The following is a 25,866-nucleotide window of genomic DNA, read 5'->3' on the forward strand; positions in this document are numbered from 1 at the left end:
TGATATCGGTCTTGTGCTTGATCGCCGCGCCGCTTGCTAGGACGTTCATCATACCTCTGTCGCGAGCCGAGGCGCTTTCAGTTCCCTCATCGAGCCGACGCGCCGCATTTCCGAGATTCAAGGCACTCTCGACTCCCTCGTCGAGCCGACGCGCCGGGTTTCCGTGAGCCAAGGCACTTTCAGTTCCCTCATTGAGCCAATGCCCCGCATTCCCGTGAGCCAAGGCACTCTCGACTCCCTCGTCGAGCCGATGCGCCGCATTTCCGAGATTCAAGGCACTTTCTGTTCCCTCATTGAGCCAATGCCCCGCATTCCCGAGATTCAAGGCACTTTCGACTCCCTCGTCGAACCGGCGCGCCGGATTTCCGTAAGCCAAGGCACTTTCAGTTCCCTCATTGAGCCAATGCCCCGCATTCCCGTGAGCCAAGGCACTCTGGACTCCCTCGTCGAGCCGATGCGCCGGATCTCCGAGATTCAAGGCACTTTCTGTTCCCTCGTCAAGTCAAAGCGCCGGATTCCCGAGATTCAAGGCACCCTCAGGCTCCGCTCCTAGCGGATGAACGCGATCTCCTCGCCCTTGGCCGGGCCTTCGCCCCGCTTGAAGCGATAGGGACGGAACACGAGCCGCTGCCCCGGCGCCTCGTCCGGCAGCGCCGGCGTCACGACGTACCGCCACATCAACGAATGATTGGAACTCCCGCCTCCGTCGAATCGGACCCGGTGCGGCCCTTCGATGTGCAGCTCGCAGCGGAACCATCGGTCCCGCTCTCCCCAGGGCAGCTCCGAAGGGACAGGTTCGTCGTCGCCAAGCAGCGTGATGACGCTCGCATTTTCATACTGCCGGATCGCGGACAACGTGAACACCGTGTCGCCCGCAACGACAGACTGGCTCATCACGAGCATCCGCCGGTATCCTTCCGGCTCGATCGCCGGACGGTAGTCCTCGTCATCTGTCATGAGAAAGGAGAACAAGGCGTTCACGTAGTCCTCCTGCAGATCGCTCGCTTTCGCCCAGGCCGAAAGGTCGGCCGCAGGCGGAAAGCCGGGCTCCGTCCCGGCGATCCGCTTCCGCTCGCCGATCAAGCCGCACAGCCTTTCGTCCAGCTCGAGCAGCCTGCGGTCGTAGTCCTCCGTCGGGCGCTTGAACGGCATTCGTTTCATTCCGCATTCCTCCTTGGGCTGACCGGGCCTCCAGATGAAACAGGCCCGCCGCTGTTCCTGCTTCGGCGAGCCTCCTTGAATATCCTTCCCTATTTCATCGAACCGCTAGGCTTTGTCCGCCGCAGCCGACTCCCCGGCGGCCGGCGCCGTTTCCGCATTCGGACCTGCGAGCTCTCCATCCGCACCGCTGCGGGAAGATCCGCCGGCGTCCACGGCGCTTCTCAGCCAGCCGTCCACTTTTCCCGGCGTCTTCTCCAGCTTCTGCAGCGGGTCGCCGAGCAGCCGCAGCAGCTCCTCGAGCGGCGCGTACAGCGCGCCCGCGCTATCGCGGAAGGCCGTCTCGGGATCCAGCGCCGCCGCTTCTCCCGTTGTTGCGAACACCGTCGCCGTCCGGCGCGCCCCGTCCCATTCGACGCGTCCCCCCAGCGCATCCGCTGTCCGGCGCACCGGTACATAAAGCTCCCCTTCGACGATCCGGTACTCGCCGTAGACAATCGTCGTCTCGCCCGTCGCGCCGTGCAGCCGCAGATCGGCGAGCTGCGTCCCGTAGGTTTTGGCAGAAGCGGATCCATTTGCTCCAGCACTTGCTTTCCCTTCTGCTTCGGCATTCACCTTGGCATCCGCTTCAGCTCCTGCTTTCGCTCCCGCCTTCGCTCCCGCCTTCACTTCCGCCTCAGCTCCTGCCTCCGCTCCCGCCTTCGCTTCAACGCCTACCTTCGCGCCTGACTTCGCCTCCGCCTTCGCATCCGCTTCCGCCGTCTTGCCCGCCTGCGCCGCGCTGCCGTTCCAGGCCGGCACGCTGTCCGCGGCGGCCGCCAGCCACTCCGGACTGCGCCGCAGCTCGCGGCTGCGCTCCGCCAGCGCGGCGATCTCCTCCGCTTTGGGCGCTTCCCGTTTCCATTTCAGCTTGGCCGCGACCGGAAACACCGGCGCCTCGCCGCCCCCGTCCAAAGCCGCGAACGCGTATCCATGCGCGCGATAGAAAGCGATGATCGCCGGCAGCGCCTTGACCGACTCGCCGTGGCCGGTGCCGTCATGGAGCAGCACGGTCATCTCCCGCTTGAGCGCCGCCGACGTCGCGCCGGCGGCGATCTCCGCCGCAGGCACGCCGATCCGCTTGGAATCCCCGCTGTCCACGTTCCAGTCCGCCATCGTGTAGCCGGCCTCGCGCATCGCGCGGAAGTAGCCTTCGTCAAAGTTCGTATACGTGCCTCCCGGAGCCCGCACGAGCGTCGTCGCGACGCCAGCGTCCAGCAGCGCCTGCTCCGTGAGCAGCGTCTGGCGGGCATAGCCCTGGAAGCTGCCGTAAAGCTGCTTGTAGTCATGGTCGTAGGAATGGTTGCCGATCGCATGGCCTTCCTCGCGCGTCCGCTGGACGAGCTCCGGATGGGCCTTCACCTGACGGCCCACCATGAAAAAGGTCGCCTTGATCCCCTGCTCGCGCAGGATGTCCAGCACCTGGGCCGTATGCTCGCTCGGTCCGTCGTCGAAGGTCAGGTAGACGGTTTTGGCGGCTGCGGCTGGCTTCGCCTTCGCGGCGACAGCCCCGGGCTGCCCGGCGGCAGGAGCGGCGCCCGTCGAGGACGCTCTGGACGCGGCCTGGCGCAGCGCCTCCAGCAGCTCCGCCCCGCCGATTTCCGGCTGAGGCGAGTCGAGCGCCGCCGCAGAGGCGGCCTCGCTGTCCGGCTGCGCGGAACCGATGCCTGCGGCCATCGCTGCGCGAGTCGACCTAGCCCCTGCCGCTTGAGCTTCCGCTCCGCTCCCGCCCGCTCGGACCGCGCTTGCAGCGCCTTCCCCTCCTTCGCCGCCGCTGCCTGCGGCGGCATGAGCCGCGCTTGCCGCCGCGCCTTCCCCTCCCTCGCCGCCGCTGCCTGCGGCGGCATGAGCCGCGCCTATCGCCGCCGGCGGCGCAGCCAGCGGCCGCTCGACGCCTCCTTCTCCTCCGAGGCTCGTCCAGCCGATGCCGAGCGCCGCCGTCGCGGCCAGGAGCCGCAAGCCAAGCTTTTTCGCCATATCCGTCCACCCTTTCCTACTCTCGAATCTAGTGCTAGATTCTATGAGCCTGACGGGCGCCTTATGCCGTCCGGTGTTTTTTTGATCCAATCGCGGAATCGGTCCGGTCCGTCCGTCACGATGCCGTCCGCGCCGGCGGCGGCGGCTTGAACCGCCTCGCGCCGGCGGTCGACCGTCCAGACGAACACGGCCATGCCCGAGCCGTGGACGCGGCGCACGAGCTTCGGCTGGGCGAGCTGCTTGCGGAGGTTCGCGTAGGTGGCGATGTCGGCCATCTCATGCAGCCGGCTCTGCTCCAGCTCCTCCTCGCGCGACAGGATGACGCCGAGCGGCACCGAGGGCATGAGCTCGCCCAGCCTCTTCAGCGAAGGCAGGCTGAACGACTGTACGATGACCGGCGCTCTTCGCCAGCCCGGTCCCCCCGCCTCCAGCCGCTGCTCTCCGGTCAGGCCGAAGCGGATGAGCGCCGCGGCGACGGCCCGCTCGAGCCCCGGCTGCAGCTGCGGATCCTTCAGCTCGACCAGCAGTCCGATCTTGCCGCCGTACCGGCGCAGCACCTCCTCGAAGCGGGGAATCCGCTCCCCGCGGTACGCCTCGCCAAACCAGCCGCCGGCATCGAGCGACTCCAGCTCCCGCATCGTCCGGCGCGACGCGATGCCTCGTCCGTCCGTCGTCCGCTCCAGCTTCTCGTCATGCAGCACGAACGGCACTCCGTCCCGCGACAGCTGCACGTCCAGCTCGATGTAGTCGGCCCCCTGCCGCAGCGCCAGCTCGAAGGCCGCGAACGTGTTTTCCGGCGCATCCGCGGACGCGCCCCGATGCGCAAGCACGAGCGGTCGGAACGGTCCGACCGCGGCCGGCTTGGCGGCGGCCTGCGATGCTGGCGGCCGCTCGGCTGAATGCAAGGCCGCTGAACTCCCCTTCGCCGACGCCGCTCCTGCCTGCAGCGACAGGAAAACCAGCGTCCCAGCCAGCGCCGCAGCCCCCCTTTTTCTCCACCTATTCGTTCGACCGGACGCGCGTTTCCTCACTTCGGATCCCCTCCTGCACGATGCTATCCATTACTATTTCCAATCCGCCCGTCTTTTACCAATCGCTGGGCGGGATGAGCGGAGATCCGCCCCCGGCCGCGCGACTCGCAGCTCCTGGCGCAGCGGATCTTAGGGCCTGCAATTTCATAAAAAAAAGCAGCCCCCGGCCGAAAATCGGCCAGGCGGCTGCCTTGCAACGTATGCGGCGAATCCGGGGCGGGACAACCTGAAGCATCCTGCCCCGCGTCTGAATCCTTGGGACGCCTCGCCTCGAGACTATTCCTCGCCTGCGCCCGCTTGCGCGAGGCTCTGCAGCACGTCGGCGGCATGGCCGGCGACCTTCACGCCGCGCCATTCCTTGACGAGACGCCCTTCCTCGTCGATGAGGAACGTCGAGCGCACGATGCCCATGTACTCGCGGCCGTACAGCTTCTTGAGCTGCCAGACGCCGTACGCCTCGGCCGCCGCGTGATCCGGATCGGACAGCAGCGGGAACGTCAGGCCGTGCTTGGCGCGGAAGTTGCCATGCGACTTGACGCTGTCCGGGCTGATGCCGAGGACGATCGCGTCCGCGCCGGCGAACGCCGGCATCGCATCGCGAAAATCGCAGGATTCCTGCGTGCAGCCCGGCGTGTTGTTTTTCGGATAGAAGTACAGGATGACCTTGCGGCCCCGATAGTCGGACAGCGAAGCTTCCGGCTTGTCCGTCCCGGAGGCGGCGAGGGTGAAGTCCGGCGCAAGCTCGCCGAGCGTAAGTTGGGTCATGAAGTCAGCTTCCTTTCGCATGGATCCTGCTTCGGCTTAGGAGCCGGCTCCCCGGTATCGCTTGACGCCGTGATTCCACACGAGCATGCCGAGCGTCATGAACACGATGCCCATGACAGGCGTCAGCAGCGCCAGCTGCGCCAGGCCGTCGCCATGGTCCCCGAGGAAGTAGGAGGCCGGGATGACGCCGACAAAGGCGAACGGGATGAGCCAGGTGAGCATGAAGCGGATGATCTTGTTGTAGATGTTGATCGGGTAGCGCCCGTAGTTCTGGATGTTGTACATGAGCGGCAGGATGCCGGTCGGCGCGTCGGAGTAGAACGCGATTGCCGTCAGCGCCGTATACAGCCCGCCGTAGACGAGCACCGCGCCGGCGACGAGCAGCAGCATGACCGGGATGTCCCAGAATTCCAGCGGCAAGCCGAGCTGGACCCAGCAGCTCGCCATGATGACGATGCCCGCCAGCGAGCCGATGAGCGACGGCGGGTCCATGTTCTCGAGCGTCACCTGGAACCAGTTATGCGCCGGGCGCGTCAGAATCCGGTCCATCTCGCCCTTGGTGATGTAGCGGTCGCTGAAGTTCCACAGGTTGAAAAACGTGCCGAAAATGCCGTACGGCACCATGAAGAAGCCGTAGACGAACACGACCTCCGCCTCGCTCCAGCCGCCGAGCGTCGGCGTGTGCTGGAAGACGATCAGGATGAACACCAGATTGACCGCCTGGAAGCTCAGATCCGCCAGCACCTCGATCCAGAAGTCGGCGCGGTACGTCAGCTTCGTTTTGGCGTAGTTCTTGAAGTAATCCCAGAACAGCGACAGGTAGAACAGCATTTTTTTCATCGTCCGGTCAGCCCCCCTGTACGAACAGCCGTCTGCGGGCCGCCCGCCATACCAGCGCGATCGGCACGAGCAGCAGGACGAACCAGAGCAGCTGGATGCCGAGCACGCCCGGAATTTCTCCGGCCGGCGTGCGCCCGGTGAACACCGAGCTCGGCAAGTAGGTGATCGCCTGGAACGGCAGCCACTTCATCGCCTCGCCCAGCCAGCCGGGGAAAAAGCTGATCGGCACGATGACGCCGGAGAACAGGTCGACGGCGACGCGCTTGAGGCGCATCATGCCCTCGCTGCTCTCGACGAAAAACGCCGCCAGCCCCGTCAGGATGTTGATCTGCGAGTTGATGAGGAAAGCGAAGAACAGCATGACCAGATAGACCGCCCACGTCGCCGGATCGGACGGCAGCCGCACCGGGAACAGCAGGCAAGCGAGCGCCATGCCCGGGATCATGAACAGCAGGAAGCGGAACAGCCCTTCCCCGAAGCCCTGCATCATCTTGACGACGAGGTAATTGTACGGGCGGATCATCTGGATCGCCACGCTGCCGTCGCGAATCTCATTGCTGATCTCCCGGTCCAGGTTGTTGAAATAAAACGCGCGAGCCATCCACGACACGGCGACGTACGTCGTCATCTGGCCGACCGTGAAGCCGGCGAGCGACGTCTGGCCGCCGTAGATGGCTCCCCACAGGAAGTAATAGGCTCCAATATTAATCGCGTAAATAATGATGCCGCTGTAATAGTTCACGCGGTAAGCGAGCATCATCAGGAACCGGATGCGGATCAGATCCGCATAAGCGCTACCCACGGCGGATCGGCTCCTTTCCGGCGGCCGGGCTGCCGGAAGGCGCGCGGCCGGCCTCGGGCGCGGCGGCCGGGCCTTGGACCGGCTCGACAGGCTGCGGGTCGGCCGCCGTCAGGCTGTCCTCGCCCGCCAGGTCCGGCTCGTCCAGCGCGTCGCGGCCCGCCGGCTGCGAAGGGCCGGCATGCGGCTCGCCGCCAGTCAGGCCCGCAGCGGGCGCATCCGTGCCTTCGACGGGATCGGCCGCCGTTTCGGCCGCGTCCCGTCCGTTGCCGGCTTCGGCCGCTGCTGCGTCCGTCCGATTCGCGGCGGACTTGCCTACTCCCGCGCCTGCTCCCGCTGCGGCGTCCGCTTCCGCCTCCGCCAGCTCGGCCGCGCGCGTCCGCCCCGGCGAAGCGGCGTCGCCGGACTGGTAGATCTCGCGGACGATGTCGTCCGTGTTCGTCTCGATGATCTTCATGTCGCGGATGTCGAGGCGCGACTCGCCGACGACGCGGGCGAGCGCGTCGGCGACCTTGACCTCGTGCGGCAGCCACATCGCCGCCGTCACGTCGCTCTCGGCCCGCCAGCTGACGCCGGGCAGGCCGTCCGTCAGCTCCGCGAGCTGCGCCGGCTTGACGCGCTCGCCGAACTGGAACACGATCTCGCGGCCGCGGCTCCAGCGGCTTTTGAGCTCGTCCAGCGCTCCGTCGTAGATGATGCGCCCGTCGTCGAGCATGATGACGCGCGTGCACAGCGCCTCGATGTCCTGCAGGTCATGCGTCGTCAGCAGGATCGTCGTGCCGTGCTCGCGGTTGAGCTGCTTGAGGAAGTCGCGGATCTCGGTCTTGACGACGATGTCGAGGCCGATCGTCGGCTCGTCAAGGAACAGGATCGACGGATTGTGCAGCAGGCTCGCCACGATCTCGCAGCGCATCCGCTGGCCGAGGCTGAGCTTGCGCACCGGCCGGTTGAGCAGCTCGCCGAGCTGCAGCCGCTCGGTCAGCTCGTCCAGCCGCTTGCGGTAGTCCGCCTCCGGCACCTTGTATACCTTGCGCAGCAGCTGGAACGATTCGACAACGCCGATGTCCCACCACAGCTGCGAGCGCTGGCCGAACACGACGCCGATTCCGCCGACGAACTTCTCCCTGTCCTTGTGCGGCACGAAGCCGTTAACCCGCAGATGGCCGGCTGTCGGGACGAGGATGCCGGTCAGCATCTTGATCGTCGTCGACTTGCCCGCTCCGTTCTCTCCTATGTATCCGCAGATTTCCCCTTTGGGAATCTCGAAGGAAATGTCCTTGACGGCGGCGACCTCCCGGTACTCCCGCTTGAACAGATCCTTGAGGGCGCCGGACAGCCCCTCTCGGTTTTTCTGGACGCGGAACTGCTTGCGCAGCTCGCGCACTTCTATGGCCGGCATGGTGCTCATGGCGTGCTCCTCTCGTAAGGCGACTCGACATTTCCCGGGAAATGGATGACGGATTTCCTTCATCCTGCGGCAAAGCTTGCGTCCTGCCGACCCCGGATTTATAATTTTATGATATGTTACGACAGCTTGGGGAAGCAAGCGACGGGATCCTTGCCGGATGCCCGGCGCCGCTTGGCGCTTCCTCGCGATCCATTGGCGGCGCCTCGCTGCGGACAGCGCGCCTGAAGTCGATTTCCGCCGCGTCGGTTCATGATTTCCGCGGCCGATGCCGATTTTGTACGAAGCAGCTTTTATTTGGGAAGGGAGCTATCACCGCCGGATGGAAAGCAGAAAAGATCGGCACGGCCCGGGACGCGTCAAACCCGCCGCCCCCAAGCCGCCGAAGGCTAAAAAGAAGCGCCGCGCCTGGCTCTGGTCGCTGTTCGCCGTCGTGCTCGTCATGGCCGGACTGGTCGCCTACTTCATCGTCGACAATTACAATGCCCTGAACAATCTCCAAAAAGACCCGGAAAATTCGATCTTCGAGCAATTCGAGAACGACTCGCAGCTGGAGAAGCCGCCGGAATGGGAAGGCACCGAGCGCGTGAACATCCTCATCATGGGCGGAGACGGACGCGCGAAAAAAACGAGCAAAGAGCCCGCGCGCTCCGACTCGATGATCGTCGTGTCGATCGATCCCGTCACCAAGAAGGCCCATCTGTTCTCGCTGCTTCGCGACACCTGGGTCGACATCCCCGGCCATGGCCAGGGCCGCGCCAACGAAGCGATCGTCTACGGCGGCTACAAGCTGAGCATGCAGATGATCAGCGAGCTGACCGGCCTTGAGATCCAGTATTACGTCTACACGGAGTTCGAAGGCTTCAAGTCACTCGTCGACGCGATCGGCGGCATCAACATCGATGTCGAGAAGGACATGAACTACGTCGACAACGCCGATGGCAACCGCTACGATATCCATCTCAAGAAGGGCTATCAGGAGCTGAACGGTGATCAGGCGCTGCAGTACGTGCGCTTCCGCCACGACGCGACGAGCGACTTCACGCGCACGGAGCGCCAGCGCAAGTTCCTGAGCGCGGTCGCCGACAAGATGCAGAACTTCGGCAACATCGCCCAGCTGAGCACGATCATCCGCAAGGTCAGCCCGTTCGTCGAGACGAACCTGTCGGCAAACGAAATGGCTCGCCTCGCCAAGCTCGGCCTCGGCCTGCACAATGCCGGCACCGCCCAGCTGCCGCCGAGCAAGCTGCTCGCCGACGAGCGTGTCGGCGGCGCGTCAGTGCTCGCGATCACGAGCGAGGACAAGCTGCGCGAATACGTGCAGGAGGTGCTGGCGGAGGATCAGAACGCGCCTGAGCCGTCCGCTTCGCCGGGCGAGAACGCCTCGTCGAATGCGGCTTCGCCTTAAAGCTACCGTCCAATCTACCCTTATCGGGAGAGCAGCCAGCTGCTCTCCTTCTTTCATGCCCTACCATCCCAAGACCGATCAGGAGGTTCTCCCATGTCCAACCCATCCGCCAGCCGCTTCGCCGTCCCCGGCGCCTCCCGCGCCCGCAGCGAGGCGCTCCATGCCGAGGCGCTGCAGCATATCGTCGGCGGCGTCAACAGCCCGAGCCGCTCGTTCAAGGCGGTCGGCGGCGGCGCGCCCGTCGTCATGAAGCGCGGCCAAGGCGCCTACTTCTGGGATGTCGACGACAACCAGTATATCGACTATCTCTGCGCTTACGGCCCGATCATCGCCGGCCACGCGCATCCGCATATTACCGAGGCGATCAGCCGCGCGGCCGCCAGCGGCACGCTGTACGGCACGCCGACGGAGCTGGAGGTCCAGCTGGCGCGCATGCTCAAGGACGCGATTCCTTCCCTCGACAAAGTACGCTTCGTCAACTCCGGCACGGAGGCGGTCATGACGACGATCCGCGTCGCCCGCGCTTATACCGGCCGATCCAAGATCATCAAGTTCGCCGGCTGCTACCACGGCCACTCCGATCTCGTGCTCGTCGCCGCCGGCTCCGGCCCGTCCACGCTCGGCATCCCCGACAGCGCGGGCATCCCGCAGTCGATCGCGAGCGAGGTCATCACCGTGCCGTTCAACGACATCGACGCCCTGAAGGCCGCGCTGGAGCGCTGGGGCGGCGAGACGGCGGCGGTCATGGTCGAGCCGATCGTCGGCAACTTCGGCATGGTCATGCCGAAGCCCGGCTTCCTCGAGGAGCTGTGCCGCCTGACGCGCGCGGCCGGCGCGGTCGTCATTTACGACGAGGTCATCACCGGCTTCCGCTTCCACTACGGCACGGCGCAGACGTTCGGCGCGTTCCCCGACGCAGCGGCGATCGAGCCGGATCTGACGGCGCTCGGCAAAATCATCGGCGGCGGCCTGCCGATCGGCGCCTACGGCGGCCGCAAGGACATCATGGAGCAGGTCGCTCCGCTCGGCCCCGCTTATCAGGCCGGCACGATGGCCGGCAATCCGGCTTCGATCGCGAGCGGCATCGCCTGCCTGGAGGTGCTGCAGCAGCCGGGCGTCTACGAGCGCATGGACCGGCTGGCGGCCGGCCTCGCCGACGGCCTGGCGGACCTGGCGTCGCGCCACGGCGTGCCGCTGACGGTCAACCGCATCCGCGGCTCGTTCTCGACGCATTTCTGCGATCATCCGGTGACGAACTACGACGAGGCGCAGGATACGGACGGCGAAGCGTTCGCGCGCTTCTTCCGCCTCATGCTGGAGCGCGGCGTCTGCCTCGCCCCGTCCAAGTACGAGGCCTGGTTCCTGACGACCGCCCATACGGACGAGGACATCGCCCGCACGCTCGAAGCCGCCGCCGAGGCGTTCGCGGCGATGGGCCTCTAGGCAAAGGCGATCCGCTTCTCCGGACCGGCGCAAAGGCTGCGGACGACCCGCCGCTGGACCCGCTGCTGGCCCGACCAGGCTCGCCGCCGGACCTGCCGCTGGCCAGACCTACTGCTGGCCCGACCAGGCTCGCCGCTGGACCTGCCGCTGGCCCCGCCGTGCCGCCGGACCTGCCTATCGCGACGAGCGAGGCGGTCGTTTCCGTACGCCTGCTCCGCAAGCTAATGATACTCACAGACCTTATTCCGTCCGATTTGCGCCGAATGGAATGGTAACGATACGGACAGACCTTATTGCTGCGAAATTCGCTCCCAAATCCGCTTTTTCGACAAAATAGCGCTCCTCCGTATCGTTGGCTGCGAAAAAGCCTTCTAAAACGCCGAATAGCGCTTCCAGGTATCATTAGGGTCAGGATGAATTTCCAAGGATGGGGCGCACCGCCCATCTCCCGCAGTCCCTCGGCGGGCGGGAACGCCAAAAAGCGGAGCCGCTGCCGGCTCCGCTTTTTGGCGTCCTCACCTATCCTCCCGCTTCAGCCAACCGAGCCCGCACGCTCGCGCTGGCGCTCGATCTCGGCGATCAGCTGCGGCTCGGGCGCCTGCCAGCCCGCCGGCTTGGCGACCTTGCCCTGCTCGTTGTAGATCGGCTTGCCGTCCGGACCGAGCTTGGCCATATTGGCTCCATGCACGATCTCGAACAGCCGCTGCGGCTCCACGCCCATCTCGACGAAGGTGCCGAGCGCGAAGTACATCAGGTCGATCAGCGCGTCCGCCTGATCCTCGACTGTCTCGGCGGCAAGGAATTCAGCCAGCTCCTCGGCCATCCAGGACGCCCGCGCCAGCGCTCTGCCGCCTTCGCCGCGCAAGGAGGCGGCCTTCATTCGCCCCGCCAGCTCTTCAGTCGCCGCAGCCGCTTGGGCTACAGCGTCTCCTTCGCCCCGGGCAGCCATCGACGGCGCTGCCGCCACCGGCGCTCCGAACGCCGCATGGAACTCCTTGACTTGCTCATAGTGCTTGTTCATGCCTTTCCCAGCCCCTTAAATGAACGATTTCAACGTTGTTCATTGTACCATCCGGCGAGGCATTGGAGAATCTTGCGGCGGGATCGGGTGAAGGGGGCATGGATGTTGCGAGCGAACAGGAAGAACGACCCGCCATTCGCGCCATGAACAGTCAACGCACCGATACATTGACGCCGCTAACGGTCGTCGCCGTGCGTCCGTCGCCCGGACGTCCGAGCGGACGCTTCGACTTCCCGCTGCCGCCCACGCGAGCCGCCCCGCCGCTTCATGCGTCGAGAAGGCTCCTGTCCTGCTCCAGCCCGTTCACGATCGCCACCGCAAAGCCGTCGTAGCCTTTGCCGCCTACCGTCTGCAAGGCCGCGGCCGACAGCCGGCGATCCGCGCCCAGCTGCTCCAGGAACTTGCGGATGCCCTGCACGCGGGGATCCGTGCTCTTGCCGTCGACGACCTCCCCGCCTCGCACGATATTGTCGGCGATGATGACGGTTCCCGGACGGGACAGCCTCAGCGCCCGCTCCAGATAGACGGGATTGTTCGGCTTGTCGGCGTCGATGAAAATAAAGTCGAACGGCTCTTCCCCATCGGCAATCAGCTCGTCGAGGCTGTCCAGCGCCGCTCCTTGCCGCACCTCGACGAGCCGCTCCAGCCCGGCGCGGCGCAGGTTGCCGCGGGCGAGCTCGGCATGCTCCGCCTCCAGCTCGAGCGTAATCAGCCGTCCGTCCGCCGGCAGCGCTCCCGCCAGCCAGATCGTGCTGTAGCCGCCGAGCGTGCCGATTTCCAGCACGCGCCGCGCCCCGCTCAAACGCGCGAGCAGCTGCAGCAGCTTGCCTTGGCTGCGGGAGACGTCGATCGCCGGCAGTCCCGCCTCGCGGTTCGCCAGCAGCGCCGCGTCCAGCGCCTCGGCCTCCGGCTCGCTTCCGCACAGCCTTTCCTCCAGGTAACGGTCGACATCCTTCCAGATTCGTTTCATGCATGCCCTCTCCCTTGACTCCGAGTTGAAGCCGGCTTCATGTCTCTAGGGTATGCGAACGCAATCGATAAGTATAATATAAGATTAGAAGAGATCCATAATTGAAAGTAATGAATAAAGCAGGCTGGAATAAGCCGAAAGATGTCCTATTCCTCGCTTATGATCAAGCTCAATCCAAAAAGGAGCTGAGCCCATGGGACGCAACATCATTCTCGATCTGGCCGTGACGCTGGACGGATTCATCGAAGGCAAGCAAGGGGAGACGGACTGGTGCATCATGGACCCCGACATGGAGTTCCTGGCGTTCCTGGATCGGATCGACACGATCCTGTATGGAAGGAAAAGCTACGAGCTCTGGGGAGAGCATGCCCCGTCGGACGACGCGGCGCCGAGCGAGAAGGAGCTGTGGACGGCCGTCCACAGCAAGGAGAAGTACGTTTTTTCGACGAACCGGAACAAGGCCGCTCGCGGCGCCGTCTACATCCATGACTCCGTCGGCGAGAAGGTCGCCGAGCTCAAGCGGAAGCCGGGGAAAGACATCTGGCTGTACGGCGGAGCCGGCCTGATCGCCACGTTCATCGAGCAAGGGCTCGTGGACGAATACCGGCTGTCGGTCCATCCGGTCGCGCTCGGAGCAGGCAAGCCGCTGTTCACGGAGATGAAGCAGCGGCTGGAGCTGGAGCTGATCGAAGCGAAGACGTTCTCCTCCGGCGTCGTCCAGCTCATCTACCGCCGCCAGCCGGAGCAGTAGCCGCAAGAAAGGCCCGCCCGGGCGCGGCAGGAATCGACCGCGTGGAGTCGAATGCTACGGCGAGAGGACGGTGCGACGATGTACATCTGGCAAGGAAGCAAGGTTCGGCTGAGGCCGATCGAGCCGGAGGACTGGGAGCTTTTTCACGACAACGACCTGGATTCCGAAGGAGCGCGCGCGGCGGATGCGGTGTACTTCCCCCGCTCGGAGGAGGGCACTCGCCGCTGGGCGGAAAAGAAAGCCGAGGAGGAGCCGCAAGGCGACAACATCTCGCTCGCGGTCGAGACGCTGGAGGGCGAGCTCGTCGGCAGCCTGGACGCGCATCACTGCGAGCCGCGCGACGGCAGCTTCCGCTACGGCATCGCGCTGTTCCGACCGCATTGGCGCAGCGGCTACGCGACGGAGGCGGTGCGCCTGCTGCTCCGGTATTATTTTCACGAGCTCCGCTACGAAAAGGCGACCGCCCATGTGTACGCCTTCAACGAGGCGTCGATGCGCTTCCAGGAAGCGCTCGGCTTCCAGCTGGAGGCTCGGCTGCGCGAGCAGATCTTCACGAACGGCCGCCGGCACGACGAGCTCATCTACGGCATGCTGCGCCATGAGTTCGATGCGCGCTTCGGAGAGGCGTGAGCAAGCAAAGGGGGCTTCCATCGAATGAACCTGCACGCGCTGCGCCTGTTCCGCCATGTCGCCGATACCGGCAGCGTCACCCGCGCCTCCGAGCGGATGCGCATCAGCCAGCCGGCGATTACGTCGCAGATCCGCAAGCTCGAAGGCGAGCTCGGCGTCCGGCTGCTGGAGCCCGACGGACGCGGCATCCGGCTGACCGACGCCGGCCGGCAGGTCGACGAGCTGGCTCGGCGGCTGTTCGCCGTGGAGCAGCAGATCGAGCGGCTGGCGCACGGCTACGCTGAAGGCAGCCTGGGCCAGATCCGGCTCGCCGCCACCTATTTGCCGGCCAACTACTTGCTCCCGGCCTGGCTCGCCCGCTTCCGGCAGCGGTACGACGACGTCGAGCTGAGCGTGCGGACGACCAACTCGAGCGAGGCGATGCGGCTGCTGCTCGCCGTGGAGGTCGACCTGGCGCTGTACGGCGGCCTGCCCGAGGTCCATCCGGCGGACATCCGCTCGGAGGAGCTTTTTCGCGACGAGCTCTGGTTCGTCGTCTCTCCCGATCATCGCTACGCCGGCCGGACGGTGCCGCTGGAGCGGATGGTCGCCGAGCCGTTCGTGCAGCGCGAGCCGGGCAGCTCGACCCGCGAGCGGCTGCTGGCGCTGTGCCGGACGCACAGCGTGCCCGAGCCGACGATCTCGCTGCAGTTCAACGGCCTGCATGAGTCGATCCGCGCCGTCGCGGCCGGGTACGGGGCCAGCTTCGTCTCCTCGCTCGTCGTGCGCGACGCCGTGCGGCGAGGCGAGCTGAGCCGCGTCGAGGTCGAGGGCGTGCGGCTGCACAACAGCATCGCCCTCTGCACCCGGCGCGGCGAGCCGCTGCCTCCGGCGGCTGCCGCCTTGGCCGAGCTGATCCGCGGCAGCGGCATTCAAGGAGAAGGCGGCGAGGCGTTGCCGAACTGATGGATGCCGAAGCGCGTCACGGAGGAGCCGAGCAGCGCTTCGCGCAGCGGATGCAGGCTTGGCGTCAGGCGCAGCTCGATGCCGGAGGCGGCCAGCCTTTCCAGCAGTCCCGTCATCCGGGTCACGGAGGACGGGATTTTTTCCATGCGGGAAATGTAGTAGCCGGCAATCTCGTCGAACCGCTCGAAGCCGTCCGCCGGCAGCTCGTAGCGGTACAGCGCCGTCGTCTGGATGCGCTCCAGCCAGCCGGTCTCGACCGTCATGACCGCCGGCGCGGACGTGGCGCCGAAGAAGCGCCGCTCGTCCTCCGCCGCCATGTCCTCGCTCCTCCAGTAGACGATCCTCGGGCAGGCGCGCGGCACCCAGAACGTGAACTCGCGCTCCTCGTCGATCGCCCACACGACCGGCGGCAGCTCGGTCCGGTTCGCCTTCACCCGCGGGCGGAACGCGCCGATGCCGCTCTCCTCGCTGAAATGATAGAGCTTCATGGGCGGGGCTCCGGCTCGCCCTCGCCGTCGCTCCAGATCCGCTCCATTCCGGCGAAGCGGCCGTCCCGGAACGTCAGGCGGTACACGTCCGGCATCGACAGCGACTGCCAGGCGTCGAAGCCGAAGCTCGGATCATAATGAGCGAGCAGCGCCGCCATGATCCGGCCATGCGTGCCGAGGGCGATCGACTCGCCCGGATGCGCGCGCAGCAGGCTCGCTGCTGTTGCCGCGACGCTCCTTTGCGCCTCGCGCAGCGACTCGCCGCCCGGCAAAGCCAGCTCCGGCTGCTCGAACGAACGCCGCATCGCCTCCTGCACCTCCGCCCACGACAGCGCGGCGGACTCGTCCGCCATCGCCCGCTCCCGCAGCGGCTCCAGCTCGACGACGCCGATGCCGAGCGTCTCGGCCAGCGGCCGCACCGTCTGGAGCGCCCGTTCGTACGGACTGGAATAGACGGCCCGAATCGGCCTTGACCGCAGCCGATCCGCGACTCGCCGCGCCTCCGCCCGGCCGGCATCGGTCAAGCCGCGGCTGCGCTCCTCGCCATGGCGGTAGGCCGATTCCGCATGGCGGATGAGGTAGATGAATGTTTCCGCAGCCGGGTCCATGACCGTTTCCGCGGCCGGGTCCGCGGCCGGGGACGGATCGGGACTGGCGGTCGGCTTGAACGCGGAATCGCCCCCGATCGGCGCTTCGAGGCTCCGCTCCCATCTTTCCTCCGTCATCTCCCGACCGGACAGGAACGCCACCCGCTCCTCGACCCGCTCGAAGCCGAAGGAGGCATACAAGGATCGGGCTTGCACGAGCTCCGAATTCGTCCACAGCATGACGCTGCGATACCCCTGCTCCACGCCGAAACGAAGCGCCTCCTCCAGCAGCCGCCTTCCCTGCCCTGTGCCTCTCGCATCCGGATGAAGGAGAAAAAGGCCCAGCTGAGCGGTCGACTCGTCCGCTTTCTTGAGGCAGATCGACCCGAGATGGCGGTCTCCGGACTCCACAATCCATAACGCCTCCCGAGGATCGTCCCGGCCGACCAATCCGTTCACGCTGTCTTCGACGAACGCTCGGAACGAGTCGTCGTAGCCCCGCTCCCGTCCGTACAGCTCGGCGTGCAGCTCGACTACGGCCTGCGCATCGCCGCTTCTGTGCCTTCTCCGCCTCACGCTCGCTCCCCGCTTCCCGCCGCGCCTCGACGCAGCCATGACTCCATCCCGGCCAAGACCATGCGCAGCATGTCCAGCGACTGTCCGGCCTCGCCGGTCTCGAGCGCGTGGTCGGCTCCCTCGGGCTGCAGCAGCTCGATTCCTTCGGCCGCCTCGATGCGGCGCAGCTCTTCCGGGCCGAAGGCCGGATCGTTCGTGCCGGCTACGGCAAGTCCGCCATACTGCAGCATGAACGGGATCGTCTGGGCGAGCGGAGTGAGGAAGAGATGGCGGATTTCCTTTTCTTTGCCCTCCTCCTTCAGCGCCTCCAGCGTCAGGCCGGAGACGACGGTGCCGATGCTTTTGCCGATGAAGGCGAGGCGGTCATACCGCTCCAGCAGCGGCCGCAGCACCTCCGCGCAGTCGGCGCTCGCGGCTGCCGTCATTTCCTCGAATGATTTCGGCTCCCGGCGCGCCGCCTGGTAGCCGTATTCCAGGTTCAAGAGGTCGTAGCCCGCCTCCATCGCCGACTTCCCGGCATAATAAAGCACCGGCATGTCGCAGGAGTAGCCGCGGCCGGGAAACAGGACGGCCAACGAGCGGCTGCCTCCGCCTTCCTGCCGGACCAGGCGGCAGCGGATTTCCGTCCCGCAAGCGGACGGAGCGTGGATCCATTTCTTTTCCATGAAGATGCCCTCCTTTTCGTGGTGGTCACATGGAAGCCGGCATGGCGGCACCATCGCGGAATCATCGCTACTCCACCTTCGTTCTGGTGGAATTCGTCGGCCGCCTCCGCAGCTCCTCCTCCATCCACTCCAGCAGCACCGCCGCTCCCCGTCCGCCGGAAGCCGAGCCGTTCAGCACGAGATCGGCATGCCAGCGGGTCGGCTCGACATAGAGGTCGTGACGGTGACGGACGAGGTCGAGATACTCCCGGATGAGCTGCTCCTGGCTGTAGCGCCCGGGCTTGAACTTGGCCAGACGGCGGGCGAGCCGCTCGTCCGACGGACAGTCGACGAATACCCGCAGGTCGAATCGCTCCCGCAGCCGCTCGTCGTGAAAGGCGAGGAAGCCTTCTACGATGACGGCGTCCCTCTTCTCCAGCGCCTCGTCGAGACGGGCGGACACCGCTCCCCAGTCGACCGCCTCGGGCGTGTTGAAGTCTTCGTAGGCCGCATCGGAAAAAGGACCCTTGCCGAGCGGGCGGACCGGCTTGTAGAAGCGGTCCATTTGCAGGACCTCGAGGCTCCGGCCGGAGCCCGACAGCTGCTCCTGCAGCCAGCGGGCCAGCGTCGTCTTGCCGCTGCCGGTTCCTCCGGCGATGCCGATCGCAAGCGCTTTCACATTTTCTTTCCTCCTTCGTCCTATCGCTCGTCGTCTCCACATATGCTATACCAGCAAGTCCGCTTCCACAACTTGCCGAGAGGGGAAATGACGAATGCCGACCATCCTGCTTCAGCTCTCCTATCTGGTGCTGCTCGTCTGGGCCGTCTACAGCTTCGTCCAGGACTTGAAGATGTCCCGCAAGGATTGGCTGGTGCTGCTGCTTCATCTGGCCGTCGCGATCATCTCGCTGAACTGGCTGCTGGATTCGCTCGGGTATAAGCTCTAGCGCTGAGCCCATGCTTCGGCGGCTCGGCCGCGCCTGGAACGCCGAAAAACCGTTTCCCCGCCACTCGCGGCCGGAAACGGTTTTTTACGGTTGCGCTTGCGCTCGCGGCGGAAAAGCGATGCGCGCAGGGCGGCTCGTCCAGGGCCGTTTTCGGTCCTGATTAGGGGATTGATGCGGCATGCGGCCCAAGTCTGCAGCGTGCCTGCGGCCTGCCGCTACGGATCGAGCAGCCCGTATTTGCGCTTGGCGCGGCCAAGAATCCTCAGCCAGATGCCGGAGAACAGCATCAGGAAAAAGACGTTGCTGAGCGCATGCGCCAGGTCGAACGGAAAGCTCGCCGCATACGAGGCGGCGATCGCCGGCCAGCTCAGGTCGCCGATGAAGCCGAGCAGCCCCCACAGGTTCATGACCCAGCCGAACAGGAAGCCCCAGGCGAAGCCGAACGCCGCCCTGCCCCACGCGCTGCCCATGAGTCGGGTATGGCGCAGCAGCCCGGCGGTGAAGCCGATCATGCCCCAGCTGAACATCTGCCACGGCGTCCACGGGCCTTGGCCGAGGAACAGATTGGAGACGATCGCGGCGATCGCGCCGACGAGAAAGCCGGACTCGGCTCCGAACACGAGCGCCGCCATGATGACGATGAACGATACCGGCTGCACGCTCGGCAGCGCGACGAACGGGATGCGGCTCACCGCCGCGATCGCGCCGAGCATGGCGACGAGCAGCAGCTCCTCCGCCCGCAGCTTCCTCCGCTCGAAGCGGATGAAGAACGGCAGCATCGCCAGCGCGATCATCGCCAGGCTGAGCGGCAAATACAGCTCTCGCCGCCACATCGCCAGCCCCATGAGCGCCAGCGCGCCGAGCAGGCAGAGCGCGTAGACTCCGCCCATGCCGGAGCTGTGCAGCGACGAGCTTCTTTCCGCGGAGCGCTTAGGCATGGCCGAGATCCTTCAGCGTCAGCAGCTCCGGCAGCAGCTCTCCGGCGACGCGCCGGACCGACGTCGTGTAGTAGTAGTTGTCGCTCATGAACGCGCGCGTCGGCTGCAGTCCCGCCATGCGCCCGTCGAACAGCAGCCCGCAGCGGTCGGCATGGGCGGCGGCGAACTCGACGTCATGGCTGACCATGAGCAGCGTCGTGCCGCGCTCCCGGATGCGGCCGAGCAGACCGGCGAGACGATGCTTGGACTCGGGATCGAGCCCTTTGGTCGGCTCGTCGAGCAGCAGCAGCTCAGGCTCGCCAAGCAGCACGAGCAGCAGCGCCAGCTTCTGCTGCTGGCCGCCGCTGATGTCGTACGGATGCCGGCCGCGCAGCCCTTCCAGCTCCAGCAGCGCTTCCAGCTCCGCCAGCGGCGAGGCGGCCTCCTCCAGCCCGAGCCGGCGCAGCCGGTCCTCGAGCTGGGCGCCGACCGTATCGCGGGTGAAATAAAGCAGCGGATTTTGCGCGACGTAGCCGATGCGGCGGCGCAAGGAGGCCGCGCCGCGGGACGGCTCGCGCCCCGCCAAGGCGCTGGCGTCCGGCGAGCCGGGGCCGCGTGCAGCGTCCGCGTCGGCGCCGGCAGCCCCGCCGCTTCGCCCTGCCGGACGCGCGTCTGGCGCGGCCAGGCCGCGCTGCGGCGGCTCGCCGGAGCCTTTGCGGAGCCGCAGCAGGCTGCGCAGCGAGCTGCCGGCGGAGAGCGGCTCGCCGCCGAGCAGGATGCGGCCGCGCTGCGGCTCGAGCGCGCCGGCGATGCATTTGAGCAGCGTCGACTTGCCGGCGCCGTTGCTGCCGAACAATGCCATCCACTCGCCGCGCCGCACCTGCAGCGACAGCCGCGAGAGCACGAGCGGCTCGTCCTTGGCGTAGGCGAAGACGAGGTCGCGGCATTCCAGCAGCGGAGGCTCGTCGGGAGCAGCGGAGGCTGAGTCCCCGCTCGGGGCGGCCCCCGCCGAAGCGGCGGCGCCGGCGCGCTCGGCCGCCATCGCCGCCGGCCCGCCGCCTCGACCGCGGCCGAGCTCCGGCCCGAGGCGCTCCAGCGCATCGCGCAGCCAGGCGCGGCCCTCGCGCACGGTCAGCGGCACTCGCTCCGCCGACGGCGCCAGCGGCTCCGCGCCGAGGCAAAGCCGCGCCGCCGACGGCAGCACGCGAGCCGACTCGGCGCGGCCTTCGCGCCAGATCGCCAGCGCCGCCTCGCGCGGCGGCGCGTCGACCGCGACGCGGCCCTCGCGCAGCAGCACGACGCGACTCGCCAGCGGAAACAGATCCTCGTACCGGTGCTCGGAGATGACGACCGTCAAACCGAGCTCCTCGTTCAGCCGGGCGATCAGCCCGATGAACTCGCGCGCGGCGACGGGATCGAGCTGCGCCGTCGGCTCGTCGAGCAGCAGCACGCGCGGGCGCAGCGTCATGACCGACGCCAGGCTGAGCAGCTGCTTTTGCCCGCCCGACAGCTCGCCGACATCCCGATGCAGCCAGCTCTCGATGCCGAAAAACGGCACGAGCTCCGCCAGCCGCCGCTGGATCGCCGCCGCCGGGTAGCCGAGGTTCTCCATCGCGAACGTCAGCTCCTGCCACGCCGTGCTCATGACGATCCCGCTGTCCGGATCCTGGAACACCAGGCCGATCTCCTCGGCGGAGCGGCGCTCGTCCAGCGCCTCCAGCGGCTCGCCGGCGTAGCGGATGGCGCCCGTCCGCTCGCCCGCCGGCGCGGCCTCGCGCTTGAGCTGGCGCAGCAGCGTCGTCTTGCCCGAGCCCGACGGCCCGCAGAGCAGCACGAACTCGCCTTCCCCGATGGAAAGGCGCACGTCCTCCAGCCTCGGCTCCGCCGAGCCGGCGTAGCGGAAGCTTACATCTTCGATCTGATAAGACGCCAATGCAGCCTCTCCTTTCCGTTCATGAGGACGGGCAGCGCCAGAAAGAGCAGATAGCAGCCCAGATGCACCCAGCCGAGCGGCGTCTCCTGCAGCGGCTCGAGCCGCGGGTACGCCTCATAGGCATGGACGCCCGACGCGCGTCCGATGATGATGTTGCAGCCGAGCAGCAGCAGCACCCATAGGAACGCCCAGTCCCGGCCGTCCAGCCGCGAGACGTCGGCGCTGCTGCGCGGGCCGATGCCGTAGCCGCGGGCGCGCATCGACAGCGCGGTCTGCAGCGCCTCCTCGAGCGACCAGGCGACGAGCGCATGCAGCGTCTCCATCCCCTCGCGCAGGTAGCGGCGGCGGCCCATGCCCTCCGGCAGGTCGCCCAGCGCCCGCTGCACGGACCGGATCTCTCCGAGCCGGCGCGTCAGCAGCGGCACGAAGCGCATCGACACCGTCACCGCGAACGCCGTCTGCGGAGCGACCGGCGCGAGCAGGCGCAGCAGACGCCCGGAGTCCAGCACGAGGTTGAACGCCGTGAAGACGAGCAGCAGGCTCAGCAGCGCCGCCGCCGACAGTCCGCCGTACGCGATCGCCTCCAGCGTCACCGGACGGTCGCGCAGATAGAACAGGATCGTCTCACCGCGGCTGGAGAACAGCGGATTGGCGACGGCGGCGAGCAGCGCGATCAGCAGATACGCGGGCAGGCTCCGGCGCAGCCTGCGGCCGCCGTCCAGCGACAGGTTCAGCAGCAGCGCCGCCGCCAGCGTCGCCGCGAGCAGCACCGGGTGCCTCAGCAGCATGCAGCAGAGCAGCAGCAGCGCGAAGTAGGCGAAAGAGACGCGCGGATGCAGGCTGGCGAAGCCGAAAACCATCAGCCGCCGCCCTGCTGGGCGCTCGGCGCGCCGAGATCGTCGCCGTAGTCGAGCGTGTACCGCCACTCGATGACGTCGCCCGGCTCCACCTTCACCGCGCCGGCGCTCTTGCTCGGGAACTCGCCGCCAACGCTGTACAGCCAGCCGCTGCCCGGTCCTTCATCGAACTGGTACACGTTGCCGATGCCGCTCACGTACGCCCCCGCCCCTTCGCCGCTGTACTCCATCTGCACCTTCGCCGCGCGCGTCGCCCTCTTGAGCACGTCCAGCACGGTGTCGCCCTTCTCGACCGCGATCGCCTGCTTGGACAAGATCGCGCCCGTCTCCGCCGGGCCCGTCACGCTCAAAGACACCGTGTCCGCCCGAGACGGCTTCGCCGCCGGGCTGGCCGCAGCCGAGCCGCCGCCCGGCTTGGCGCCTGAGGGCGGCGGCGCCGTCCTCGCCGGCGCGGCGGACGGCGACGCCCCCGCCGCTGGCGGCGCTGCCGGCGAGGCGGCCGGCCGCGGAGACGTTGCCGCGCTGCCCGCAGGCGCTGGCGGCGAGGCTCCGCCGCTGCCGCCTGCCGCCGGCGTCGCGGACGGCTGCGCCGTGCCCGTGCCGCCGCCCGTCGGCGGCTCCGCCGCTCCGGCGGACGGCTGCGGCCCCGCCGAGCCGCCAGCGCCCGGCTCGGCGCTCGCCGCCGGCTGCGCGCTGCCGCCGTCCGGGCTCGCCGCCGTGCCGGCCTCGCCGCCGGCTCCCGCATCCGGCGGCTGGCGCTCCGCCGCGACCCCGCCGTCCGGCTCCGCCTGCTGCCGCTCGGCCAGCCGGCCTCCGCCGTCTCCGCTGCCGGCCGCGCCGGCATACAGCCAGGCCGTGCCGGCCACGACGAGCACGGCGGCGAGCGCGCCGAGGGCTTTGCGCTTTCGTTTCAACCACTCGCTGAAGCTGTGCATCCCATGCATCTCCCTGCCGCCGGACGCGGACGTCCGGAAAATAAAAAGCATCCTCCCGCCGCTGGCGGAAAGATGCCGAAAAAGCTGCCTCATGGCCGGCTTCGCGGATGGAAGCGGACGCGCGGCGGCCGGCATCCTCCCATCCTCGTGGGCAAGACCGGTCTTGCGCCGGCGGGCAGGTCTCCTGGCTTCGCTTCATCGCGGGACCGCCCTCCTTCCCGCTCTCCTCTCTCGGATCGCAGTGGAGCGGGCGGCCGCTCGGCGCTACAGTGGCGGGACCGCGCCGAACTCGCATCGGCTTCCCTATTAAGCTTCCGGAAGGTGGATCGGCTCCGGCAAGCGCCCGTCGGCTGATCGCTCGGCCCCGGCGCTGCCGGAGCCGCTCGCGACTCTAATCAGCCTCCATTGTAGCAGATCGCGGCCAAAAAGATAATGAAAGGATGCCGCACGCCCCAGCCCTGCCAGACGTTTTTTTTGCACATGCTTAACCTTCAGCGGCATTCATGGTTCACGGCCGAAAGGAAAACGTGACGTTCGGATTGGACGCGCTCACCGTATAGATCCGGTTCGATCCGCTTTCCCAGACGACAGCGCCCGATCCGTCCTTTTTGATCTCCTTGAACTCGATGTTCGCCCCGGCCGGCAGCTTCGCCGTGACGGTCCAGGTCGGATAGGCCGCCGCCGAGCCGGGTCCGACCGCCTTCGCGGGGTCCCAGCCGCCCAGCTCGGCGATGCTGCCGGCGATGAACACGTTCTGGCCCATGACCGTCGCGGCGTTCTGAATCGTAAATGTCACCTGCACCAGCCCCTGCTCCGGCTTCGCCGCGCTGACCGCGCCGTCCTTGATCCACGCTTCTCTCCCGGAGACGGCATAGCCCGGCTGCTGCGCCGCCGGCTGCTGAGCGCCGTTGGAGCTGAAGATGACCTTGGCCTGGCTCCAGGAAGGGAGCGCGTAGCGGTACCAGCCGTCTCCCTCGTCCGTCATCGCCGTTCCCGGCCAGGCCGGACCGGTGCGGACCGGGCTGACGCTGTCGTCATAATAATAAACGCTCGGCGTTCCCCATCCGGATGGCTTGTAGAAGTGCACGACGATGCCCGCGGCCGGCGTCGGCGTCGGCACCGGCGTGGCGCTCGGCGTCGGGCTCGGCGCCGCAGTCGGATTCGGCGTCGCGCTCGGACTCGGCGTCGCGGATGGCGCGGCCGTCGGACTCGGGCTTGGCGCCGCGTCCTGATACAGGACGGCGATCTTGCCGCCGCCGAGGGTGCCGGTGATGCGGCCGCTGGACACCGTGAAGCTGCCGCCGCCGGAAGCGCGGTTCGCATAGGTGCCGCTCGCCAGATTCGTCGGCGAGTCGATCCGGATCTCTCCGCCGAGATTGACGATGACGACGCCCTTCGCGCCCCGCTCCACCAGCATCGTCTGGCTGCCCTGCGTGCGCAGGTACTCGCCCTGGCCGGCCATCGCGTTGTGGAACTTGTTCACCGCCGCCACGTCGCCGTCGCGCCAGAGGCCGCGTCCCGGCTGGCCGAGCGGGCTGCCGAACTTGCCGCTGCCGGCCGGGCGGTCGAAGAACAGCGACGTTGTCTGCGCCCGCGCCGCGATCAGCGCCCAGCCCATCTTCAGCTGATAGTCGGTCATGCCGGTCGATTCGCCGCTGTCGTTGGCATAGGTGTCATGCGACTCGACCCACGTCACCAGCTTGGACGGGTTCACGCTGCCGGCCTGGAACGGCTGGGCGAGCGCCACGTTCGGACTGCCGCCGAAGCCGACTGCCCGCCGCACCTCATGTCCATAGCTCGAAGCCGTCAGGCTCATGTAGTCCGCATAGCCGGCAAAATTGTCCGCCCCGCCCTGCAGCACCTCGCCGTAGACGAACAGCTCCTGCCGGCTGCTCAGCGAGCCGAGCACTCGCGGCCAGAAGTTCGAGCCTCCCGGATCGCCGGGCAGCTCGATATGCTTGGCGGCATCGAAGCGGAATCCGTCCGCGCCGAGCGCCACGGCATCGTTCAGGAACGCGATCACCTTGTCCTGCAGCCCTTGGCTGCCGGTATTCAGGTCCGGCAGGCCGATGCCCCATTGCGTCACCTGCCAGCGGTCGTTCCAGTTGTCGACGCCGCGCGCCTCATGCCAATACGAGGTGTTGTTCCGGATATCCGGATCGACGTTCGTCGCCGGCGTGTACGTCAGGCTGCCGCCGCCGGCATTGCCCGTATGGTTGGCGACGACGTCGACGATGATGTCGATGCCGTACTTCTCCGCCTCCGCGCACAGCTGGCGGAACTGCTCGCGATTGCCGAGCTGGGCGTTGCCGATCGCGAAGTTCGTCGGCTGGTACAGCACCCACCACTGGCTGCCTTCCTTGAGCGGCTCCTTGTTTCCCTGGATCGGCGACGTCTGGATCGACTTGAAGCCCGCGGCCGCGATCGCCGGGAGCTGCGCCTTGATGTTGTCGAACGACCAGTTCCAGGCATGGAAAATGACGCCGTCCTTGGCGTCCGCCGGCAAGCCGTACTCCTGTGCCGCCGCAGCAGCCGTCCCGGCGGCGAGTCCAGAGGGACTTCCCGGCGCGAGCCCCGCTCCGGCGATCGTCTGGAGCAGCAGCGCTCCGGCCAGGGCGATTCCCCAGCGGGATCTAAGCTTGTTGAACATCAACCATTCTCCTTTGCATTCTGAAATGAGGCAGCGGCATGCGCCGCCTTTATTGGAAAACGCTTTCATAAAAGGAAAGCCATGCGCCTTCCCCCTTCCCGAGCCCCTCCTTCCATCCGGATTGTCGCGCTTCGAGGCTCGACGCCCCCT

General features: G+C 67.1%; 23 protein-coding genes, 1 pseudogene and 1 riboswitch. Of the genes and pseudogenes, 6 read left to right on the forward strand and 18 right to left on the reverse strand.

Features of this window, described 5'->3' with window-relative positions; genetic code table 11:
- Positions 1–549: 549 nt before the first annotated feature.
- From NYE40_RS20940 to NYE40_RS20970, 7 genes and pseudogenes are all read right to left on the reverse strand, one after another.
- Positions 550–1,161: a hypothetical protein gene (locus NYE40_RS20940; RefSeq protein WP_339278897.1), complete on the reverse strand. Its 612-nt coding sequence runs from the start codon at positions 1,159–1,161 to the stop codon at positions 550–552.
- Between the two features lie 105 nt (positions 1,162–1,266).
- Positions 1,267–3,174 carry a polysaccharide deacetylase family protein gene (locus NYE40_RS20945; protein WP_339278898.1) on the reverse strand — a complete coding sequence of 636 codons (1,908 nt, stop codon included), beginning with the start codon at positions 3,172–3,174 and terminating at the stop codon, positions 1,267–1,269.
- 41 nt (positions 3,175–3,215) lie between these two features.
- Entirely contained in the window at positions 3,216–4,079 is an 864-nt protein-coding gene (locus NYE40_RS20950; protein WP_052333163.1) for a glycerophosphodiester phosphodiesterase family protein, read from the reverse strand.
- 402 nt (positions 4,080–4,481) lie between these two features.
- A complete protein-coding gene (gene bcp, locus NYE40_RS20955) occupies positions 4,482–4,970 on the reverse strand; it encodes a thioredoxin-dependent thiol peroxidase (RefSeq protein WP_028598667.1) in 489 nt (162 codons plus the stop codon).
- 36 nt (positions 4,971–5,006) lie between these two features.
- Positions 5,007–5,798 (reverse strand): ABC-2 family transporter protein, encoded by a 792-nt coding sequence (locus NYE40_RS20960; protein WP_028598666.1) that lies wholly within the window; start codon positions 5,796–5,798, stop codon positions 5,007–5,009.
- A gap of 19 nt (positions 5,799–5,817) precedes the next feature.
- Positions 5,818–6,612 carry an ABC-2 family transporter protein gene (locus NYE40_RS20965; RefSeq protein WP_028598665.1) on the reverse strand — a complete coding sequence of 265 codons (795 nt, stop codon included), beginning with the start codon at positions 6,610–6,612 and terminating at the stop codon, positions 5,818–5,820.
- 391 nt (positions 6,613–7,003) lie between these two features.
- A pseudogene (locus NYE40_RS20970) lies at positions 7,004–8,008 on the reverse strand (ABC transporter ATP-binding protein); the annotation flags it as partial.
- Between the two features lie 328 nt (positions 8,009–8,336).
- Between NYE40_RS20970 and NYE40_RS20975 the strand changes: the two are divergent.
- Both NYE40_RS20975 and NYE40_RS20980 read left to right on the forward strand, forming a co-directional pair.
- Complete coding sequence (locus NYE40_RS20975; protein ID WP_084137107.1) at positions 8,337–9,422, forward strand: LCP family protein; 1,086 nt, start codon at positions 8,337–8,339, stop codon at positions 9,420–9,422.
- Positions 9,423–9,515: 93 nt separating this feature from the next.
- A complete protein-coding gene (locus NYE40_RS20980; protein WP_043111213.1) occupies positions 9,516–10,865 on the forward strand; it encodes a glutamate-1-semialdehyde 2,1-aminomutase in 1,350 nt (449 codons plus the stop codon).
- Positions 10,866–11,397: 532 nt separating this feature from the next.
- Here the strand turns inward: NYE40_RS20980 and NYE40_RS20985 are convergent.
- Together NYE40_RS20985 and NYE40_RS20990 are read right to left on the reverse strand one after the other, a co-directional pair.
- On the reverse strand, positions 11,398–11,886 hold the full coding sequence (locus NYE40_RS20985; RefSeq protein WP_028598664.1) for a hypothetical protein: 489 nt from the start codon (positions 11,884–11,886) through the stop codon (positions 11,398–11,400).
- A gap of 265 nt (positions 11,887–12,151) precedes the next feature.
- Positions 12,152–12,856: an O-methyltransferase gene (locus tag NYE40_RS20990; protein ID WP_043111212.1), complete on the reverse strand. Its 705-nt coding sequence runs from the start codon at positions 12,854–12,856 to the stop codon at positions 12,152–12,154.
- 193 nt (positions 12,857–13,049) lie between these two features.
- Between NYE40_RS20990 and NYE40_RS20995 the strand changes: the two genes are divergently transcribed.
- The 3 genes from NYE40_RS20995 to NYE40_RS21005 all read left to right on the forward strand — a co-directional run bounded on the left by NYE40_RS20995 (position 13,050) and on the right by NYE40_RS21005 (position 15,182).
- Complete coding sequence (locus NYE40_RS20995; protein WP_028598663.1) at positions 13,050–13,607, forward strand: dihydrofolate reductase family protein; 558 nt, start codon at positions 13,050–13,052, stop codon at positions 13,605–13,607.
- A gap of 78 nt (positions 13,608–13,685) precedes the next feature.
- Entirely contained in the window at positions 13,686–14,237 is a 552-nt protein-coding gene (locus tag NYE40_RS21000) for a GNAT family N-acetyltransferase (RefSeq protein WP_028598662.1), read from the forward strand.
- Positions 14,238–14,261: 24 nt separating this feature from the next.
- Positions 14,262–15,182 carry a LysR substrate-binding domain-containing protein gene (locus tag NYE40_RS21005; protein ID WP_028598661.1) on the forward strand — a complete coding sequence of 307 codons (921 nt, stop codon included), beginning with the start codon at positions 14,262–14,264 and terminating at the stop codon, positions 15,180–15,182.
- Here the strand turns inward: NYE40_RS21005 and NYE40_RS21010 are convergent.
- The 4 genes from NYE40_RS21010 to NYE40_RS21025 all read right to left on the reverse strand — a co-directional run bounded on the left by NYE40_RS21010 (position 15,149) and on the right by NYE40_RS21025 (position 18,156).
- A complete protein-coding gene (locus tag NYE40_RS21010; protein ID WP_028598660.1) occupies positions 15,149–15,670 on the reverse strand; it encodes a DUF6886 family protein in 522 nt (173 codons plus the stop codon). The two genes, NYE40_RS21005 and NYE40_RS21010, sit on opposite strands and share 34 nt — an antisense overlap.
- Positions 15,667–16,833, reverse strand: coding sequence for a GNAT family N-acetyltransferase (locus NYE40_RS21015; protein ID WP_164820186.1), 1,167 nt, complete (start codon positions 16,831–16,833; stop codon positions 15,667–15,669). Before NYE40_RS21015 ends, NYE40_RS21010 begins: the two co-directional genes overlap by 4 nt.
- Positions 16,830–17,498, reverse strand: a complete 669-nt coding sequence (locus NYE40_RS21020) for an alpha/beta hydrolase (RefSeq protein ID WP_028598658.1) — start codon at positions 17,496–17,498, stop codon at positions 16,830–16,832. The genes NYE40_RS21015 and NYE40_RS21020 overlap by 4 nt, the downstream gene beginning before the upstream one ends.
- 67 nt (positions 17,499–17,565) lie before the next feature.
- Positions 17,566–18,156, reverse strand: a complete 591-nt coding sequence (locus NYE40_RS21025) for an AAA family ATPase (RefSeq protein ID WP_052333161.1) — start codon at positions 18,154–18,156, stop codon at positions 17,566–17,568.
- Between the two features lie 94 nt (positions 18,157–18,250).
- Between NYE40_RS21025 and NYE40_RS21030 the strand changes: the two genes are divergently transcribed.
- The gene (locus NYE40_RS21030; protein ID WP_153784348.1) at positions 18,251–18,424 is read left to right on the forward strand and encodes a hypothetical protein; all 174 of its coding nucleotides are present in this window, start codon (positions 18,251–18,253) and stop codon (positions 18,422–18,424) included.
- A 215-nt stretch (positions 18,425–18,639) separates the two neighbouring features.
- On the opposite strand, the gene NYE40_RS21035 is transcribed toward NYE40_RS21030, so the two are convergent.
- From NYE40_RS21035 to NYE40_RS21055, 5 genes are all read right to left on the reverse strand, one after another.
- Entirely contained in the window at positions 18,640–19,269 is a 630-nt protein-coding gene (locus tag NYE40_RS21035; RefSeq protein ID WP_028598657.1) for an ECF transporter S component, read from the reverse strand.
- 85 nt (positions 19,270–19,354) lie between these two features.
- Positions 19,355–21,274 (reverse strand): ATP-binding cassette domain-containing protein, encoded by a 1,920-nt coding sequence (locus tag NYE40_RS21040; protein WP_043111211.1) that lies wholly within the window; start codon positions 21,272–21,274, stop codon positions 19,355–19,357.
- Positions 21,247–22,134 carry an energy-coupling factor transporter transmembrane component T gene (locus NYE40_RS21045; protein ID WP_339278899.1) on the reverse strand — a complete coding sequence of 296 codons (888 nt, stop codon included), beginning with the start codon at positions 22,132–22,134 and terminating at the stop codon, positions 21,247–21,249. Before NYE40_RS21045 ends, NYE40_RS21040 begins: the two co-directional genes overlap by 28 nt.
- Positions 22,134–23,066 (reverse strand): DUF4430 domain-containing protein, encoded by a 933-nt coding sequence (locus NYE40_RS21050; protein WP_156876706.1) that lies wholly within the window; start codon positions 23,064–23,066, stop codon positions 22,134–22,136. Before NYE40_RS21050 ends, NYE40_RS21045 begins: the two co-directional genes overlap by 1 nt.
- Before the next feature lie 172 nt (positions 23,067–23,238).
- Positions 23,239–23,412: riboswitch (cobalamin riboswitch) on the reverse strand.
- A gap of 162 nt (positions 23,413–23,574) precedes the next feature.
- Positions 23,575–25,716 carry a carbohydrate-binding module family 20 domain-containing protein gene (locus NYE40_RS21055; protein WP_052333159.1) on the reverse strand — a complete coding sequence of 714 codons (2,142 nt, stop codon included), beginning with the start codon at positions 25,714–25,716 and terminating at the stop codon, positions 23,575–23,577.
- Between the last annotated feature and the right edge of the window lie 150 nt (positions 25,717–25,866).

Origin of the sequence: Paenibacillus sp. FSL W8-1187, assembly GCF_037965485.1 — a bacterium.
GTDB classification, from domain to species: Bacteria; Bacillota; Bacilli; order Paenibacillales; family Paenibacillaceae; genus Paenibacillus_O; species Paenibacillus_O pasadenensis.

Excerpts from the sequence above, each read along its gene's own strand:
- NYE40_RS21035 (WP_028598657.1), bottom strand. The coding sequence starts at position 19,269 with ATGGGGCTGGCGATGTGGCGGCGAGAGCTGTATTTGCCGCTCAGCCTG.
- NYE40_RS20945 (WP_339278898.1), bottom strand. The coding sequence starts at position 3,174 with ATGGCGAAAAAGCTTGGCTTGCGGCTCCTGGCCGCGACGGCGGCGCTC.
- NYE40_RS21045 (WP_339278899.1), bottom strand. The coding sequence starts at position 22,134 with ATGGTTTTCGGCTTCGCCAGCCTGCATCCGCGCGTCTCTTTCGCCTAC.
- NYE40_RS21020 (WP_028598658.1), bottom strand. The coding sequence starts at position 17,498 with ATGGAAAAGAAATGGATCCACGCTCCGTCCGCTTGCGGGACGGAAATC.
- NYE40_RS20975 (WP_084137107.1), top strand. The coding sequence starts at position 8,337 with ATGGAAAGCAGAAAAGATCGGCACGGCCCGGGACGCGTCAAACCCGCC.
- NYE40_RS20995 (WP_028598663.1), top strand. The coding sequence starts at position 13,050 with ATGGGACGCAACATCATTCTCGATCTGGCCGTGACGCTGGACGGATTC.
- NYE40_RS21005 (WP_028598661.1), top strand. The coding sequence starts at position 14,262 with ATGAACCTGCACGCGCTGCGCCTGTTCCGCCATGTCGCCGATACCGGC.
- NYE40_RS21000 (WP_028598662.1), top strand. The coding sequence starts at position 13,686 with ATGTACATCTGGCAAGGAAGCAAGGTTCGGCTGAGGCCGATCGAGCCG.
- NYE40_RS21030 (WP_153784348.1), top strand. The coding sequence starts at position 18,251 with ATGCCGACCATCCTGCTTCAGCTCTCCTATCTGGTGCTGCTCGTCTGG.
- NYE40_RS21010 (WP_028598660.1), bottom strand. The coding sequence starts at position 15,670 with ATGAAGCTCTATCATTTCAGCGAGGAGAGCGGCATCGGCGCGTTCCGC.
- NYE40_RS20985 (WP_028598664.1), bottom strand. The coding sequence starts at position 11,886 with ATGAACAAGCACTATGAGCAAGTCAAGGAGTTCCATGCGGCGTTCGGA.
- NYE40_RS21055 (WP_052333159.1), bottom strand. The coding sequence starts at position 25,716 with ATGTTCAACAAGCTTAGATCCCGCTGGGGAATCGCCCTGGCCGGAGCG.
- bcp (WP_028598667.1), bottom strand. The coding sequence starts at position 4,970 with ATGACCCAACTTACGCTCGGCGAGCTTGCGCCGGACTTCACCCTCGCC.
- NYE40_RS20940 (WP_339278897.1), bottom strand. The coding sequence starts at position 1,161 with ATGAAACGAATGCCGTTCAAGCGCCCGACGGAGGACTACGACCGCAGG.
- NYE40_RS21050 (WP_156876706.1), bottom strand. The coding sequence starts at position 23,066 with ATGCACAGCTTCAGCGAGTGGTTGAAACGAAAGCGCAAAGCCCTCGGC.
- NYE40_RS20990 (WP_043111212.1), bottom strand. The coding sequence starts at position 12,856 with ATGAAACGAATCTGGAAGGATGTCGACCGTTACCTGGAGGAAAGGCTG.
- NYE40_RS20980 (WP_043111213.1), top strand. The coding sequence starts at position 9,516 with ATGTCCAACCCATCCGCCAGCCGCTTCGCCGTCCCCGGCGCCTCCCGC.